Consider the following 15,239-nt stretch of genomic DNA (forward strand, 5'->3'; position numbering starts at 1 on the left):
CGGGGCTACTATCCGACGGACAGACGGAGTATCATAGCCGCAATTCTTAGTAATTTACTCAGGTTTACCTGACGGAGCGCTCTACATGATTACCATTACTGAAGCGGCCCAGGCTCACTTTGTGAAACTGCTTGCCGATCAGCCTGAAGGCACCAACATCCGCGTATTTGTTATCAGTCCGGGCACTGCTCAGGCCGAATGCGGCGTGTCTTACTGCCCGCCAGATGCCATGGAAGATGATGATATCGAGCTGGAGTTCAATGGTTTCAACGCCATGGTGGACGAAAAGAGCGCCCCATTCCTCGAAGACGCCAGCATCGATTTGGTAAACGATCAGCTGGGTTCTCAGCTGACCCTGAAGGCACCCAATGCCAAAATGCGTAAGGTGTCTGCAGACGCACCGCTGGTTGAGCGTATCGAGTACGTGATCCAAGCTGAAATCAATCCACAGCTGGCCAGCCACGGCGGTAACATCCTGCTGGTGGAAGTTACCGAAGAAGGTATTGCCGTTATCCAATTCGGCGGTGGTTGTAACGGTTGTTCTATGGTCGATGTGACCCTGAAAGATGGTATCGAAAAGCAGCTGCTGGATATGTTCCCAGGTGAGCTTACCGCCGTGCGTGATGCCACCGAGCACCAACACGGTTCTCACTCTTATCAATAAGAGTGATGCATAAAAAAAGCGGCCTAAGCCGCTTTTTTTATGCCCGGAGGAAACCGGAGTGATAGCGGTAAAAATGCCAGCCGAGGCTTAAACTGCGACAGGCCATGAAGGCGCTCATGGCGAGCCAAAGGCCGTGGTTGCCGCTGTGGGAAAACAGATGCCACACCGGGAAAAACACCCCGAGGGTGGCCAGTATCATGCTGTTGCGCATGACTCGCCCCTGGGTAGCGCCAATATACACCCCATCAAACAGGTAGGAGCCAAACGCCAGCAGTGGCAGTGCGATAAGCCAGGGCAAATATTGCAGGGCGGCGAAACGTACTGGCTCAATATCTGTCATCAGCGAGATCAGCTCAGGTCCCAACAGGTAAAAAATCAGCGCAAAGCCTGCGGCAAACAGTGCCGACCAACTAAAGGCGAGAGCGACCGAGTGAGTCAGGCCCTGTGCATCCTGCCTGCCGACCGCGGCACCGGTTTCGGCCTCGGCATAATAGGCAATGCCATCGAGCGCGTAGGAAATCAGCATTAAGAAGTTCAGCAGCACCGCATTGGCCGCCACCGTGGTATCACCAAGTCCGGCACCTTTAAAGGTCATAAAGGCAAAAGCAGTTTGCAGGCACAGGCTGCGGATGAAAATATCCCGATTGAGTTTCAACAACCGGCCCAAGCCCTGGAGGATGTCGCTAAGGCGAATGACGGATTCCGGCAGGCCGCGCCAGGCGTGCAGGCAAAAATAGCCGGCAATGGCAAAGGCGGTCAGATCGGCCAGCACCGACGCCCAGGCGGCACCTTTAACACCCATATCCAGCCCGATAACAAACAGCACATCCAGCGCAATATTCACCAGATTGGCGATAATCAGCTGCCACATGGCGACTTTGGGGGCTTGCCTGCCAAGCAGCCATCCCAGCATCACCATATTGGCCAATGCCAATGGCAGCGACAGCACCCGCACGCCAAAATAGTCGTGGCAATAGCTCAGCACCTCATTGCTGGCCGATGAAAAGGACAACACGAAATTGAGCAGCGCCGGATAGCAGGCCAGCAGCGCAAGCCCCATGGCAAAGGCCATCACCAGCCCCTGAAGCAGTAGCCGTTTTTGTCCGTGACCATCGGCACGGCCCCAGGCCTGGGCTGTCAATCCGGTGGTGGCCATACGCAAAAAGCCCAGCAGCCATACAATCAGGGTAAACAGAGTTGACCCCAGTGCCACGGCTCCCAAATAATAGGCCTCGCTTAAATGGCCTATGATGGCCGTGTCGACCAGACCAAGCAGCGGCACAGTGATGTTGGACAGCATCATTGGCAACGCCAACGCCCACAGGCGGCGGTGTGTCTGCCAGTTACGCCAGTTGTTGTCCGTAATAATCAGAGGAATATCCCCGCAATGTTGAAGTTTTTGGCGAGCATCTTTGCCCTTTGGCTTGGCAGTACTCAGGCTGCAGTGGTACTGCAGTATCACCATGTGTCTGATACCTCACCAAGGGTAACCAGCGTCACACCGGCCGAATTCAGAAGCCACATGCAGTTTTTGGCCGATAATGGCTTTGAGGTGGTGCCATTGTCGAGCCTGGTGGCCGCAGTGCAGCACGGCGAAGCGCCGCCATTAAGGGCAGTAGCTATTACTTTTGATGATGGTTATCAGAATATTGCCGATGAGGCCGTCCCCATCTTAAAGGAATACGGGTTTCCCTACACCCTGTTTGTGGCTGCTGAGCCTTTGACGTCGCCCCGCAAAGGGATGATGACTGTGGCGACGTTACAACGGTTGATTGCTGAGGGCGCTCATCTTGCCAACCACAGTTATGGTCATGAGCATTTAGTTCGACGCCTGAATGATGAAGATATGGCAGGCTGGAAAGTACGGGTCAGGCAAAACCTGTTGGACACTGAAGCTTTGTTGGAGCAGCTGCGTGGCAAAGTAAGCTTGCCGATGCTGGCTTACCCCTATGGTGAATATAATGCAGAGCTGCAGGCGCTGGTCAGTGAGCTGGGTATGGTGGCCTTTGGTCAGCAGTCCGGTGCGCTTGGGCAGCACAGCACCCTTACCGCTTTACCCCGTTTTCCCCTTGGCGGCAAATACGCTTCGCTGCAAACGTTGAAAGAGAAGCTTTACAGCCTGCCGATGCCCGTGGTTGGCCTGACGCCGGCAGATCCGTTACTGCACGACGATTTTCGGCCCAGGATGCAAGTAAGGCTGGCAGATACAAGGGATATTCACGTAGCGCAGCTTAAGTGTTATTTGCCAAATGAGGGCGCGGTTACCCCAAAGTGGATTGGTAATGATCGTTTTGAAATACAGGTTGTTAATGAGCTGCCGCCGGGGCGTTCACGTTACAATTGTACAGCGCCATCCAAATCCAACCGGGGTTTCTATTGGTTTTCCCAGCCATGGCTCAGACCTAATACGGACGGCAGTTGGCCTGCGGAACCCTAATCGATTTTTAATAAACCAAGTAATCTGGTGGCAATTTTATCCAGATGCAATTGCTCACAAACGGCACCAATTTCCACAGAGCTGCCCGGCATTCCCCACACTACACTGCTCGCTTCGTCCTGAGCGATAGTGTGGGCTCCTTCATTACGCATTTTTAATAAGCCTTTGGCACCATCTCTCCCCATGCCGGTCAGGATGACTCCAATAGCAGCTTTACCCATGACATCTGCCACACTGTCGAACAACACATCCACGGAGGGTTTATGCCGGTTTACCGGTTCTGTATCTAAAAGTAAGGTATGAAAATTTACGCCTACGCGTTTCACTGCCAGATGGCAATGTCCCGGAGCAATATAAACACAGCCAGGCCGCAGCAGTTCATTCCCTACCGCTTCGACTACAGTCATTTGTGAATTTAAATCCAACCTTTTGGCAAATGATGCGCTGAAGGCGGCTGGTATGTGCTGAGCAATCACAATAGGAGGGAAGTTCGCCGGTAATTGAGAGATTAAACGTTGTATGGCTTCAGTCCCGCCGGTTGAGGCGCCAATAGCAACAACTCTGCTTTTGAGTTTAGTGGGGTACTCCTGCTCTGGGGGCGGAGGGCTGTTTGGCTTGACCCGACTGATCGCCGCCTGGCGAATTTTTTCCAGTAGCTCGTCTTTGTATTCGATAAGACCAGTGGCAATGTCTTTTTTGGGTTTATGAATGAAATCCACAGCGCCCAGCGATAGCGCTTCGAGCGTGATAGATGCGCCTTTTTCTGTCAGAGACGAAACCATAACCACCGGCATGGGCCTTAATTTCATCAGGTTTCTTAAAAAGGCAATGCCATCCATTTTAGGCATTTCTATATCCAGGGTCAGTACGTGGGGGCTAAGTTCCTTGATCATTTCCCGGGCTTGATAAGGGTCTTCGGCACACCCCACCACTTCTATATCTTCTGCCTGAGATAACATATGGCTAAGAAGCTGACGTACCAGGGCTGAGTCATCAATGATGAGCACTCTGATCATAGGTTCCCTCCAATTGGTTAAGGTTTGTCGCTTCTGGGACGGTAAATGGTTTGGCCAATTAAGTCGAACTCATCGGAGACTAAATGCAGGGTTTCGGAATGGCCAATAAAAAGATACCCGTCATCATTCAGCAATTGTCTGAATTTGTGAATTATTTTTGATTTGGTGGGTATGTCGAAATAAATCAATACATTGCGGCAGAAGATGGCATCAAATGGTCCTTGCATTGGCCACGGGTCCAATAAATTAAGTTGTCTGAAATAGACCAGTTCTTTGATGCAATCATTGATTCTGGCTTTATCACCCTGCGGCTGGAAATATTTTTCCACCAAAGAACGGGGGAGATTTTCAAGATTTTCCGCCGGATACACACCCGCTTCTGCCTTGGTTAACACATTGGTATCCAAATCTGTGGCCAATATTTTCAAATCCCAGTGACTTCTGGGGAAAAACGCCTCCAGGGTCAGGGCGATTGAATAAGGTTCTTCACCGGTAGAGCATGCGGCTGACCAGACCCGAAGGCGTCGACGCCGTTGCTGTTGCCAATGTGGTACCAGTTGGTCACGCAGAAACTCGAAGTGATGTTTCTCCCGGAAAAAAGAAGTGAGATTGGTTGTCAGGGCATTGATGAAGTGGGCCAGTTCTTCTTCCTCATGCTGCAGATACTGGCAGTATTCACTGAAATTCTTCATTTTGAGTGCCCGTAACCGGCGACACAATCTGGAATAGACCATGTGATTTTTACGGTCTGGGAGCACTATGCCTGTGTGGTGGTAAGCAAGATTGCGAATAAATTCGAAGTCTGCCCTGGTCATAGTGAACTCGCGCTCGGATGAGAATTCCAAAGTCGATGCTCCCCGAAAAAATCTGGCTTGATTACACGGGGCTCCCGAAAGAGCCCCGTGAGATGCTTATCAGAACTCGTGCCACTCTTCTTTGCTGACCTTGAATTTAGTGGCTGCCGGGCGCTTCTCGCCACCTGAAACCAGAGAAAGTGGTGCCGCTGTGGTTGCTGTCAGTTCATCGGTGCGGAAGAAGCCAAGCTGCCGACGCATATTTCGGGCCTGTTCAGCCATGGCGTCGCCGGCGGCGGAGACCTCTTCCACTAAAGCCGCATTTTGTTGAGTCATTTCATCCATCTGCGAAACAGCTTTGTTCACTTCCAGGATCCCTGATGCTTGTTGCTCAGCCGCTACGCTAATTTGGCTAATCATTTCAGCGACTTTGGAAACAGCATAAACGATTTCCTGCAGGGTATTACCTGACTGGTTCACCAAAGAGGTACCGTCATTCACCTTATTGACGCTGTCGCGGATAAGTTCTTTGATTTCCTTGGCTGCGCCGGCTGAGCGTTGTGCCAGGTTGCGCACTTCCCCGGCCACTACGGCGAAGCCGCGTCCCTGTTCACCGGCTCTGGCCGCTTCTACCGCGGCATTCAGCGCCAACAAGTTGGTTTGGAAGGCAATTTCATCAATAACCCCGATAATATCTGCAATTCGCTTGCTGGATTCATTAATGGCTTCCATGGCGGTTACCGCTTGCTTCACTACCTTGCCACCATGGTCGGCCTTACTGGAGGCCTCTTTGGCGAGATTGTTGGCCAGGGTAGCGTTTTCCGCACTTTGCTTCACGGTTGCTGTCATTTCTTCCATACTGGATGCGGTTTGCTCCAGCGAGGCAGCCTGTTCTTCGGTTCTCTGGCTAAGGTCTGCATTACCTTGCGCGATTTCCTCTGCGCCTGAAGTCACTGTGTTGGCTGACTCGCTGATACCGGTGAGTACCTCGGTCAGGCGAGTGACGGTGGCATTGGCATCGGTCTGCAGTTTGCCAAATTGTCCCTGATAGTTGCCGTTGATCTTGCGGGTAAGATCCCCTTTGGCCAGGCCATCAAACATATCTACAACATCAGACATTACCTTGTCTGCAATGCCAACCAGGCTGTTGAGGCCATTTGACAGGTTGAGGAAGAATCCGTCTTTGTTATGAGTTGCAATACGTTGTGAGAGGTCTCCGGCGTTTGCAGCAGCTATGATGGCATCAACTTCATGCTCGATGGCAACTTCGGCTGTTCTATCGGCCCATTCCACTACCGTGCCAATGCGGGAGCCATCAGTATCGGTAATGGGGTTGGCAATAATCCGGAAAGTGCGGCCACCTACTTTCAGCTGATTACTGTATGTAGTCTTAAGACCTGCCAACAAGTTTCGTTGATGCGATGGGTTCTTATGGAACACATCGATGTTTTCACCGATGAGTTTATTTGCATTGAAGTTGGGCAGATCCCGGTTTATGTCGGCCTGTGCAGCACTGAACATTTCCTGCACGGCTTGGTTCAGGTAAATGATATTGCAATCATTATCTGCCACCATGGTGTTAGAGGACACATTATCCAATGCTTTGCGTATACGGGCGTTTTCAGCGGCAAGTTTACGGTCGGCCTCCTCTCGGGCAAGAATGGCTGTCACATCTTGCCATTCGACGACAGTGGCGGTGCGTTTGCCATTGTCAAAGACAGGTGTTGCTATCAGATTAAAGCTCAAACCAGCGACCTTTATTCGGGTTTCATAGGTAGCGGTTAATTTGTCCAACAGACTTCGTTGATGTTCGGGATGTTGGTGGAAAATATCGATATTTGCGCCCATCAACTGAGCAACATTGAAGCGGCTGAGAGATTCTTTCAACTTTTGCTCATTACCTTTCAGCATTTGTTCCAATGAGTTGTTGAAATAGATAATGTTGTAATCTTCATCGGCCATCATCACATTGGCTTTGCAGACATCCAATGCTTGCTTTATGCGGTTGGTTTCCCGAATAAGTTTTTCTTCAGCGAGTTTGCGGGCGAGTTCTTCAGTAAGATCTTTCCACTCCACCACTGTGGCAATACGTTGATGATTTTCATCAAACACGGGAGAGGCAATCAGACTGAAGGTTCTTCCGCCTACTTTTATTTGTGCTGAATAGACAGATTTAAGTTCCCCAACCAAATGACGTTGATGGGCAGGATTCTTGTGAAAGCTGTCCATATTGACGCCAAGTAAACGACTGGCGTCGAAGTTGGGCAAGTCCTTGCGGATGTCACTTTCCGCTTCGTGCAGCGTTTTTTTCAGTGATTCATTGAAGTAGATAATATTGCCCTTGGGATCGGCCAGCATCACATTTGCCTGGCATATTTCAAGCGCCTTCAACGTGGCTTTTCCCTGCTGCTGCGCGTCCCAGAAGTTACAAAGGTCGTCAGAAAAAGCCTGCCAACCCGGAATGTCATATTGATTCAACATCGGGCGGGTGTTACTCCGCAGCGCCTTGGATATCTCGTTAAGTGCCTCAGAAATGCGGCTTCTTCCTTGGCCAGAGCTCTGGTTAAGACCTATGCCTATCAGTACCAGTGTCAGCGCCATGGCCCCGCTAACCAGGTTACCTGACTGCCCAGCAAGACTCAGTACCAGGGTTATTGCGCCCAGCACCATGCCGCCCAGAGTAAATGGGCTGTGGCCCATCAACTGATTATTGCCTGCGTCCATGTTGATTCCTCTTGATCAAATATCTTTCTCAGGCACTGACGGCTTGAGGTTGATGTTCAATATTGCCAATGATGCGCCCCAGTGTGTCGGGATCCGGTAGCACGGCAGATCCAAGTAATCTGTTGATTTCAAGTAAAATGACCATTTTGTCCTGTACATTGGCGAGCCCTTTTATAAAACGCAGATCAGTGTCATGACCGAAGTCTGGAGCCTGACGGATTTCATGTTCATCAATGCTGAAAACATCGGATACCGCATCGACGACTATGCCAATGACTTTCTGAACTTCTTCCACGGTCACTTTGACGACAATCACGACAGTGGTAGCACCATATTCCAGTGTTTTAATGCCGAATTTTTGCCGTAAATCTATGATAGGGACTATGGTGCCGCGTAAATTAATGACGCCTTTAACGTAATCAGGTGCATTGGGCAGCACAGTGGTTGGTTCCCAGCCACGGATTTCTTGCACTGACAGAATATCAACGCCATATTCTTCGCTGGCCATGATAAAACTGAGAAACTGCTGGTTTGTATGCTCAGCTTGTGTGGCGGAGATGTTTGTCATAGTCAGCTTTCCTCTTATGCGGCATGCTCTTTGTTGCTGCCAATACCGGCCAGGTTTACCAATCCGGCCACATCGATAATCAGGGCGACGGTACCGTCGCCGAGAATGGTGGCACCTGATATACCGGGAATGCGGGTATAGTTGTCTTCCAGACTTTTTATAACAACCTGCTGCTGAGCCAGTAATTCATCTACCAACAATCCGGCTTTTTCGTTATTGCTATCAACCACCATAATCAAGCCGTCTTTGATTTCCTTGGCATCGGCATCATGATTGAACTCGCGGTATACCTTGATTACGGGCAGGTATTCGTCCCGGAGTCGGATAAGTTCATGACCATCCGCGAGTTGATTGATACGGTTTGTTGGCACTTGCAGCGATTCATAAATGGATACGAGAGGGATCACATAGATATGCTTGCCAATCCGAATAAGCTGTCCATCCAAAATAGCCAGGGTGAGCGGCAGGCGGATGGTGAAGCGGCTGCCTTTGCCTGCTTCAGAATGAAGCTCGATGGAACCATTTAATTCATGGATATTGCGCTTGACCACATCCATGCCCACACCGCGACCAGATAAGTCAGAAACGGCATCTGCGGTTGAAAATCCCGGTTTGAATATCAGTTGATGAATGGCATCGTCTGACAAGTCTTCATCATGACCAACCAGACCTTTCTGTCTGGCCTTATCGAGAATTTTGGCGGTATTGAGTCCGGCGCCATCATCCATAATTTCGATAACAATGCAGCCTCCCTGATGGAAGGCGTTGAGCATTATGGTACCGGTTTCCGGTTTGCCTCGCGCCAGCCTTGCTTCCGGAAGCTCCAAGCCATGGTCAAGGGAGTTGCGTACCAGATGCACCATGGGGTCGACAATTTTTTCGAGCACTGTTTTATCCAGCTCGGTGTCTTCACCCTTAAGGACCAGCTCCACTTTTTTGCCCAGTTGCTGGCCGATGTCCCGCACCAGTCTGGGGAAGCGATTGAAGGCAAAGCTGATGGGCAGCATGCGGATTTGCATCACGCTTTCCTGCAAATCCCGGGTGTGGGAAGCAAGCTGTTCCAAGCCTTGTTGTAACAGTAGCAGCGATTCCTGGTTGATTTCGTCCTGCTGGCCAATCTGGCCGAGCATGGCCTGGGTAATCACCAATTCGCCCACCATATTGATGAGCATATCGATTTTTTCAGTACTGACACGAATGGAACTGCTTTCGGTGTTTTTGGCAACGGTTAAAGGTTTTACCGCTGGCGGCGTTTCAGTTACATGGTGGGTGGGCTCTGAAGTTGGGGAGCTAAATGGACTGGTGCCAGGCAAATGGGCAGGCAGGGTTTCAAAGGTAACTGACATTTCGACAGCAGGTGTTTCAGTTGGGCTGCCCGTATCTGCTGTCAGAGGGATGTAGCTGATTTCACATTCGTCTTCCACCCATTCAAACACTTCTTTGAGCTGCGAAACCTGAGCGTCAGTCACCAGTCGAAGTTGCCAATGCAGGTAACAGCCCTCTGGGTCAAAATCATCCCAGGCTGGAAATTCCACTGGCTCAAGTTTGACTTCCAAATCGCCTTTTTCTGCCAGTTCAGAAAACATCAGTTGGGGATCATTGCCGCATCGCATGATGTCGAAGCCAGCTTTAAAGTCGATTATCCAACCGCTGTTGTGACTGTGGGTTTCATTGGCCGGTGCTTTGTCGTCATGGGCACTGGCTGGAGTCTCTGGTGTAGCTACTGCCAATGAGGTTGCCAGCCTTTGTTCAAGCAGTTGTAGTTTGGGATCTGCGAACTCGGTGTGGCTCATCAGTGCATCAATCATTCCGCGTAATAAATCCACAGAATGCAGCAGTATGTCTACATGTTCAGACGTCATCCTACGACGGCCATCACGGACTTCATCCAGTAAGGTTTCCAGCAGATGGGTATAGTTGGCAACAGCGGTAAAACCAAAGGTGGCACTGCCACCTTTGATGGAGTGAGCAGCGCGAAATATGGTGTTGATGGTTTCTGCATCTGGAGCTGCTATGTCCAGTTTCAGCAGCTCTGACTCCATTATGGCCAGACCTTCAATACTTTCTTCAAAAAAGACCTGGCTGAATTGGCTGAGATCTATATCCATGCTCTCGTCTCTTTGCGGATCATCCTAATACTTTGCGTACTGTGGCTAACAGCTGCTCTGGATTGAACGGCTTTACAATCCAGCCAGTGGCGCCAGCGGCACGTCCTTCCTGCTTTTTATCGCCGCCGGATTCTGTGGTGAGCATCAACAGGGGGGTAAATTTATAAGCAGGCAAGGTTCGCAGATTGCGGATAAGCGTAATCCCATCCATCACCGGCATATTCACATCGGAGATAACCAGGTCGAATTGTCCGGTCTGTGCCACTTTCAGGGCCTCGTCGCCGTTGCAGGCCTCGGTTACATCAAAGCCGGCGGTCTTGAGGGTAAAGCCCACCATCTGGCGCATGGATGCGGAGTCATCAACGGCTAGAATTTTCTTCATATGCTGTAATCCTTTTACAGTTCGTCGGCTATTCTGCGAGCTGCATACCCATTTGTCGGAGTTGCCTTTGAATTTCAGGAGTAATTCCCACCCATTTGAGCGGAATGGACCTTTGAGTGCAGGTAGATTGCAGGCAAAAAAGCAATTGAAGTCCGGCCGTGTCAGCTTTAATCAGATCTGTCGCCTCAATCGTTATTGGGCTGCACAGGAGCAACAATTCTGCCAACCGACTATAAGTGGGCTGAATATTGCGTATGGTTAGTTCACTGCCCAAATGCACAGGATTTTCTGACATAGAGGTTTCCCACAGCTTGTTTGCGTCGCATCTCTTTACTTTCAAAAGATAGACGCCATTCAAGACTGTCGCCTCATTTACAAGGATTTTTTTTCGTAACAGAGCCGGTAACCGGAATAAAAGAGCGGCCAGTGTCAGCCGCAAGTTGGAGAGAAATATTGTCCAGCAGGTTTAAAACTGGTTGCGGATAATCTGCATGTCGGCAATGAGTGCCTGATTAAGAATTTGCGGTACGTTTTTGCCGTCAGACTTTGGTTTGAAAACGGCGTATTTTTCCCCTTTGGGAGAGATCACCACAATGGAGGCGCTGTGATCGACCTGATAATCGGCACCTTCACCCACCATGGCGTACACCATGCCAAGCTCGCGGGTAAAAGGCAGCAGCGCTTTATGTTCGCCCGTTAGCGCAATAAATTCAGGATGATAAAAAGCGGAATACTGCTTGAGCCGCTCAGGTGTGTCTCTGGCCGGGTCTACTGACAGGAAAATTACCTGCAGATTGCTCTCGTCATTGAGAGTGGGAAAGGCGGCAGATAGTTTGGCCATGGTGGTGGGGCAAACGTCGGGGCATGAAGTGTAACCGAGGAAAATCAAACTCCACTTGCCAGCCAAATGGCTGTTATTAAACGGCTGACCGAACTGGTCGGTGAGGCTGAATGGTGACAGTGGCTTGGCGGTTGGGAACACAAAGCCCGTATCGAGTGGCGGTGGTATATGTTTCACGCTGGCAAATTTAATCAGCAGCAGGCCGCCAAGGCCTATCACCAAAATCAGGCTAATAATCCATTTTTTCGTCATGGTTACTCCTTCTGCATACGCTTTTACACGTAGTGATCTACCAGCAGCACAATAAACAGCAGCATCAGGTGGTAGATAGAAAAGCGAAACACATCCATCGCCATGCCGTGTGTTTCGTGAAACTTAAGCTGCCATGCTTTGCAGATAAACATCAGGCTCAGCACGGTCGACCCCACCAGATACACGGCGCCGCTCATGCCAACCAATACTGGTAGCAGGCAGGCCAGCCCCAGCAACAACGTATAGAGGAAGATACAGGTCTTGGTAAAGTCAACGCCGTGAGTTACCGGCAGCATCGGAATGTCCACTTTGGCATAATCGGCGCGGCGATGAATTGCCAGTGCCCAAAAATGTGGTGGTGTCCAGGTGAAGATGATGATCACCAGCAGCAGGCCGTGGCCGTGGAATTCATTGGTCACCGCAGTCCAGCCCAACAGTGGCGGCATGGCTCCGGCAAGGCCTCCAATCACAATATTTTGTGGGGTAGCGCGCTTGAGGTAGGCGGTGTACACCACGGCGTAGCCAAGCAAGCTTGCCAGTGTCAGCCAGGCAGTGAGCGGGTTCACCAAAAGATACAACAGCACAAAACCGGCAACAGCAAGCAGAGCCGCAAAGGCCACCGCGTTGGCCACCGGCACTTTGCCTTTGGGGAGTGGGCGGTTATAAGTGCGGGCCATCAGACCATCGATTCGCCTGTCGATAAGATGATTCATAGCTGCTGCAGCGCCTGCCATCATGGCGATTCCCAGCATACCTGCAAGTAAGGGTTGCAGTGGTACTGCCCCCGGTAAGGCCAAACACATGCCTACCAGTACGGTCAGCAGCATAAGCGCCACGACCTTGGGTTTGGTCATTTCCAGATAAGCACGCCAATGGCTGCGGGTCTGGCTGGAGATATGGGCGATTGAGAGCGACTTGGCCATAGGAAACTCCTTGTCTTGTCAGACTTTGCGCCACAGGGCGTAGTTAATGAACACCAGGGTAACCAGCAAAAGTGCCGCCCCCAGATTATGGGCAACGGCTACCACCAGTGGCAGCCCCAAAACCACATTGGAAATCCCCAGCGCCACTTGCAGCGCCAGTAGTAAAAGCAACACGCCGCCGGCAGAACGCAGTGCGCTGCTGTGGGCACGGCGCAGCAGTCGAATCGCCAGCAAGCCCACCAAACCTGCGGTGATCATGGCGCCGAAGCGGTGAGCCACGTGAATGGTCATACGGGCGTGGTAGTCCAGTACACCAAACTCAAAGCTGGGGTGAGTGCCCTGAAAGGGTGAAAAGGCATCGGCAAGGCGCAGGTTCTGACTCCAATCCCCTTCACAGAAGGGCAGTTCGGTGCAGGCCAGCGCCGCATAGTTGGAGGAGGTCCAGCCGCCCAACAGAATTTGTGCTACCAGCACGCCCAGGCATGCCAGCGCCAGTGTGCGGTAGGCCCGCATCGGGCTGTCGCCGCCGGGGATCCGAAAGCCGCTGGTTCTGAGATAAAGCAGTGTCAGTAGCGACAGCAAGGTAAAACCGCCCAGCAGGTGCGACATGACCACTACTGGCATCAGTTTCATGGTGACTGTCCAGGCACCGAGCGCGCCCTGAAACAGGATTAGCAGAAAAATAAACAGCGGCAGTTTATTGGGCGCCTCGCGGCTTTTAAGGCAACTTGCCAGAATAATGATGACCAGCACCCCGAGGCCGCTGGCAATATAGCGGTGGATCATCTCCAGCCAGGCTTTTTCCGGTTCAACCGTATGGCCTGGGAAGTGAGTCTCTACTTTGGCAAGTTCGTGGTCGGCTGTGGGCACCTTGATATGACCATAGCAGCCCGGCCAGTCAGGGCAGCCAAGACCCGCATCAGACAAGCGGGTATAGGCACCCATGATGATCACCATCAGGGTAAACACCAGTGTGAGTTTCAGCAGTGTTTTTAATGCCATCAGCCAACCCTCGACAGTTTGAGCATTTTACGCAGGTCGGCCAGCATGGCTTTGCCCTGGGTGATATTGGCTTCGCGGCCGTCCACTTTGGGATAGCTCATGACTAAAGTGCCCATGGGATCGACCAAAATCAGCACCTGATCGTTCAGCAGTGGCGCAAGTTCGCTCGGCAGGGGGGCCGTGACAAAAAAATCGTCGCTGAGCAGTGCTTGGTCGGCGCTGCCGCTGAGCAGTACTAAGGGCGCAACCCTGCCCCGCTCGGCGCCAAGGGCGGCATAGCTTTGTTTAATAAGGTAGAGTCTGTCTTCGCAGCTGGCGTCGCACTGTTCGGGCAACCTATACAGAATTTGCCAGCGCTGCGGCAATGGATTGATAGCGCCAAGGCTTTGGTAGCTGGTGGGGCTTGCAAACAGTTGGCCCTGATTGGTTGCGCCTTCGGTGTACCAATGTTGAGTTAATACCAACTTGGCCAGTACCACGGGAACAATGAAGGCCGCTACCAACAGTAGCAGGGGCCGTGCACCTGAGGTTGGGGAGTTCATATTTCTCTCCTCTTTACATTATAGAGTTTCAATCCCTGAAGATGTGTTGCTTTTCTTCCGTGTTCTTAGCCAATACAGCAGTGTCAGTACCAGTAGGGCCGCGGCCAGTGAGAACCACTGAACGGCATAGCCAAGGTGCTTTTCGACCGGCATGCTTACCGACATCCAGCGCCGCGGCAGCGGTAATCCGGCTGTGGTGTCCGGTTGCAGGCAGATGTTCAGCAATGGCTTGCCCAGCTGCACTGACAGCGCATTTATATCCAGCGTCTGTATCCGCATTGGTTCACCGGCTTCGGCGCCAAGTCCGTGACTCATGGGATTGGCCTGACGCTGATACAGCCTGCCGCGCAGTGTCAGTTGCATTGCCTCGCCGGGTACCATGGGTAAAATCCGCCTGTCGTTACCTGCTGCAATAAACCCAAGCTCCACAGGCAGCAAAGTCTTGTAGCCCGGTACCTTTAGCAACCGATAGGCCAGATAACCTACCTTGCCATCCATTACCTGGTTATCCAGCAGCACTGTGGGCGTTGCCAACAAGGTGCCTGTGACTTCCATTCGGGCGCCCTGAGCCTCGTTCAACGACGTTTGTGCCAAGTCATCCATGGTCAAGGGTGTTGCCTGAAAGCGTTCTGCTTGCGTCGTGAGCAGTTGCTGTTTTTCCTCTGCCCGCGACAGTTGCCAGAATCCCAACTTGACGAGCACCATAAACAGCCCCAGAGTGAAAAGCATCAGCAACTTGCCGGCCAGCGCCGGCCGTCTCACCGGAGAATCCATGGTCATGCTTTTCAAGTCTGTGCTGGTTTTGCTGCTGCTTTTCATTATTTTCAATCTCGGCAGAGCGCTTTACATCATGGTCAGGGGCGATAACTCTGTTCCCATGAGCCGCTTTCTCGGCCGCCGGGTCGCGCTTTCCGGCCTGGTGGTACTGTTATTACTGATTGCTCTGGCCATGGGGTGGATAGCACCCCACCCCCGACCTTACTGAG

General features: G+C 51.6%; 16 protein-coding genes. 3 read left to right on the forward strand and 13 right to left on the reverse strand.

Going from position 1 to position 15,239, the window contains the following annotated elements:
* Nucleotides 1-85: 85 nt before the first annotated feature.
* Entirely contained in the window at nt 86-664 is a 579-nt protein-coding gene (gene nfuA, locus ABYK60_RS01110; protein ID WP_372870042.1) for a Fe-S biogenesis protein NfuA, read from the forward strand.
* Between the two features lie 37 nt (nt 665-701).
* Here the strand turns inward: nfuA and ABYK60_RS01115 are convergent, their stop codons facing one another.
* Nucleotides 702-1,967 (reverse strand): MATE family efflux transporter, encoded by a 1,266-nt coding sequence (locus ABYK60_RS01115; protein ID WP_372870044.1) that lies wholly within the window; start codon nt 1,965-1,967, stop codon nt 702-704.
* Between the two features lie 84 nt (nt 1,968-2,051).
* Here ABYK60_RS01115 and ABYK60_RS01120 point away from each other — a divergent pair, with 84 nt between their 5' ends.
* Nucleotides 2,052-3,101 carry a polysaccharide deacetylase family protein gene (locus ABYK60_RS01120; protein WP_372870046.1) on the forward strand — a complete coding sequence of 350 codons (1,050 nt, stop codon included), beginning with the start codon at nt 2,052-2,054 and terminating at the stop codon, nt 3,099-3,101.
* On the opposite strand, the gene ABYK60_RS01125 is transcribed toward ABYK60_RS01120, so the two are convergent.
* The 12 genes from ABYK60_RS01125 to ABYK60_RS01180 form a co-directional block, all read right to left on the reverse strand.
* Entirely contained in the window at nt 3,098-4,117 is a 1,020-nt protein-coding gene (locus ABYK60_RS01125; protein WP_372870048.1) for a chemotaxis response regulator protein-glutamate methylesterase, read from the reverse strand. The genes ABYK60_RS01120 and ABYK60_RS01125 overlap by 4 nt on opposite strands.
* 17 nt (nt 4,118-4,134) lie before the next feature.
* Nucleotides 4,135-4,932, reverse strand: coding sequence for a protein-glutamate O-methyltransferase CheR (locus ABYK60_RS01130; RefSeq protein WP_372870122.1), 798 nt, complete (start codon nt 4,930-4,932; stop codon nt 4,135-4,137).
* Nucleotides 4,933-5,031: 99 nt separating this feature from the next.
* The gene (locus ABYK60_RS01135) at nt 5,032-7,635 is read right to left on the reverse strand and encodes a methyl-accepting chemotaxis protein (RefSeq protein WP_372870050.1); all 2,604 of its coding nucleotides are present in this window, start codon (nt 7,633-7,635) and stop codon (nt 5,032-5,034) included.
* Nucleotides 7,636-7,663: 28 nt separating this feature from the next.
* Nucleotides 7,664-8,203, reverse strand: a complete 540-nt coding sequence (locus ABYK60_RS01140; protein WP_372870052.1) for a chemotaxis protein CheW — start codon at nt 8,201-8,203, stop codon at nt 7,664-7,666.
* 14 nt (nt 8,204-8,217) lie between these two features.
* Nucleotides 8,218-10,311 (reverse strand): chemotaxis protein CheA, encoded by a 2,094-nt coding sequence (locus tag ABYK60_RS01145; RefSeq protein WP_372870054.1) that lies wholly within the window; start codon nt 10,309-10,311, stop codon nt 8,218-8,220.
* A 19-nt stretch (nt 10,312-10,330) separates the two neighbouring features.
* Nucleotides 10,331-10,693, reverse strand: a complete 363-nt coding sequence (locus tag ABYK60_RS01150) for a response regulator (RefSeq protein ID WP_126168669.1) — start codon at nt 10,691-10,693, stop codon at nt 10,331-10,333.
* Nucleotides 10,694-10,721: 28 nt separating this feature from the next.
* Nucleotides 10,722-10,988, reverse strand: coding sequence for an STAS domain-containing protein (locus ABYK60_RS01155; RefSeq protein WP_372870056.1), 267 nt, complete (start codon nt 10,986-10,988; stop codon nt 10,722-10,724).
* Nucleotides 10,989-11,159: 171 nt separating this feature from the next.
* Nucleotides 11,160-11,786, reverse strand: a complete 627-nt coding sequence (locus ABYK60_RS01160) for an SCO family protein (protein ID WP_372870058.1) — start codon at nt 11,784-11,786, stop codon at nt 11,160-11,162.
* A 23-nt stretch (nt 11,787-11,809) separates the two neighbouring features.
* Entirely contained in the window at nt 11,810-12,709 is a 900-nt protein-coding gene (gene cyoE / locus ABYK60_RS01165; RefSeq protein ID WP_372870060.1) for a heme o synthase, read from the reverse strand.
* A gap of 18 nt (nt 12,710-12,727) precedes the next feature.
* Nucleotides 12,728-13,711 (reverse strand): heme A synthase, encoded by a 984-nt coding sequence (locus ABYK60_RS01170; protein WP_372870062.1) that lies wholly within the window; start codon nt 13,709-13,711, stop codon nt 12,728-12,730.
* Nucleotides 13,711-14,253, reverse strand: coding sequence for a hypothetical protein (locus ABYK60_RS01175; RefSeq protein WP_372870064.1), 543 nt, complete (start codon nt 14,251-14,253; stop codon nt 13,711-13,713). The genes ABYK60_RS01170 and ABYK60_RS01175 overlap by 1 nt, the downstream gene beginning before the upstream one ends.
* Nucleotides 14,254-14,271: 18 nt before the next feature.
* Nucleotides 14,272-15,027, reverse strand: a complete 756-nt coding sequence (locus ABYK60_RS01180; RefSeq protein ID WP_372870066.1) for an SURF1 family protein — start codon at nt 15,025-15,027, stop codon at nt 14,272-14,274.
* Here ABYK60_RS01180 and ABYK60_RS01185 point away from each other — a divergent pair.
* Nucleotides 15,026-15,238: a DUF2909 family protein gene (locus ABYK60_RS01185; protein ID WP_372870068.1), complete on the forward strand. Its 213-nt coding sequence runs from the start codon at nt 15,026-15,028 to the stop codon at nt 15,236-15,238. The two genes, ABYK60_RS01180 and ABYK60_RS01185, sit on opposite strands and share 2 nt — an antisense overlap.
* The last annotated feature ends 1 nt before the right edge of the window (nt 15,239 follow it).

This window comes from Shewanella sp., assembly GCF_041630135.1.
Taxonomy (GTDB): domain Bacteria; phylum Pseudomonadota; class Gammaproteobacteria; order Enterobacterales; family Shewanellaceae; genus Shewanella.

What these genes read in the sequence shown, in the direction of transcription:
- ABYK60_RS01160 (WP_372870058.1), bottom strand. Translation starts at nt 11,786, where the DNA reads ATGACGAAAAAATGGATTATTAGCCTGATTTTGGTGATAGGCCTTGGC.
- ABYK60_RS01150 (WP_126168669.1), bottom strand. Translation starts at nt 10,693, where the DNA reads ATGAAGAAAATTCTAGCCGTTGATGACTCCGCATCCATGCGCCAGATG.
- ABYK60_RS01180 (WP_372870066.1), bottom strand. Translation starts at nt 15,027, where the DNA reads ATGGATTCTCCGGTGAGACGGCCGGCGCTGGCCGGCAAGTTGCTGATG.
- ABYK60_RS01115 (WP_372870044.1), bottom strand. Translation starts at nt 1,967, where the DNA reads ATGATGCTGTCCAACATCACTGTGCCGCTGCTTGGTCTGGTCGACACG.
- ABYK60_RS01130 (WP_372870122.1), bottom strand. Translation starts at nt 4,932, where the DNA reads ATGACCAGGGCAGACTTCGAATTTATTCGCAATCTTGCTTACCACCAC.
- ABYK60_RS01125 (WP_372870048.1), bottom strand. Translation starts at nt 4,117, where the DNA reads ATGATCAGAGTGCTCATCATTGATGACTCAGCCCTGGTACGTCAGCTT.
- cyoE (WP_372870060.1), bottom strand. Translation starts at nt 12,709, where the DNA reads ATGGCCAAGTCGCTCTCAATCGCCCATATCTCCAGCCAGACCCGCAGC.
- ABYK60_RS01170 (WP_372870062.1), bottom strand. Translation starts at nt 13,711, where the DNA reads ATGGCATTAAAAACACTGCTGAAACTCACACTGGTGTTTACCCTGATG.
- nfuA (WP_372870042.1), top strand. Translation starts at nt 86, where the DNA reads ATGATTACCATTACTGAAGCGGCCCAGGCTCACTTTGTGAAACTGCTT.
- ABYK60_RS01155 (WP_372870056.1), bottom strand. Translation starts at nt 10,988, where the DNA reads ATGTCAGAAAATCCTGTGCATTTGGGCAGTGAACTAACCATACGCAAT.
- ABYK60_RS01140 (WP_372870052.1), bottom strand. Translation starts at nt 8,203, where the DNA reads ATGACAAACATCTCCGCCACACAAGCTGAGCATACAAACCAGCAGTTT.
- ABYK60_RS01175 (WP_372870064.1), bottom strand. Translation starts at nt 14,253, where the DNA reads ATGAACTCCCCAACCTCAGGTGCACGGCCCCTGCTACTGTTGGTAGCG.
- ABYK60_RS01145 (WP_372870054.1), bottom strand. Translation starts at nt 10,311, where the DNA reads ATGGATATAGATCTCAGCCAATTCAGCCAGGTCTTTTTTGAAGAAAGT.
- ABYK60_RS01185 (WP_372870068.1), top strand. Translation starts at nt 15,026, where the DNA reads ATGGTCATGCTTTTCAAGTCTGTGCTGGTTTTGCTGCTGCTTTTCATT.
- ABYK60_RS01120 (WP_372870046.1), top strand. Translation starts at nt 2,052, where the DNA reads ATGTTGAAGTTTTTGGCGAGCATCTTTGCCCTTTGGCTTGGCAGTACT.
- ABYK60_RS01135 (WP_372870050.1), bottom strand. Translation starts at nt 7,635, where the DNA reads ATGGACGCAGGCAATAATCAGTTGATGGGCCACAGCCCATTTACTCTG.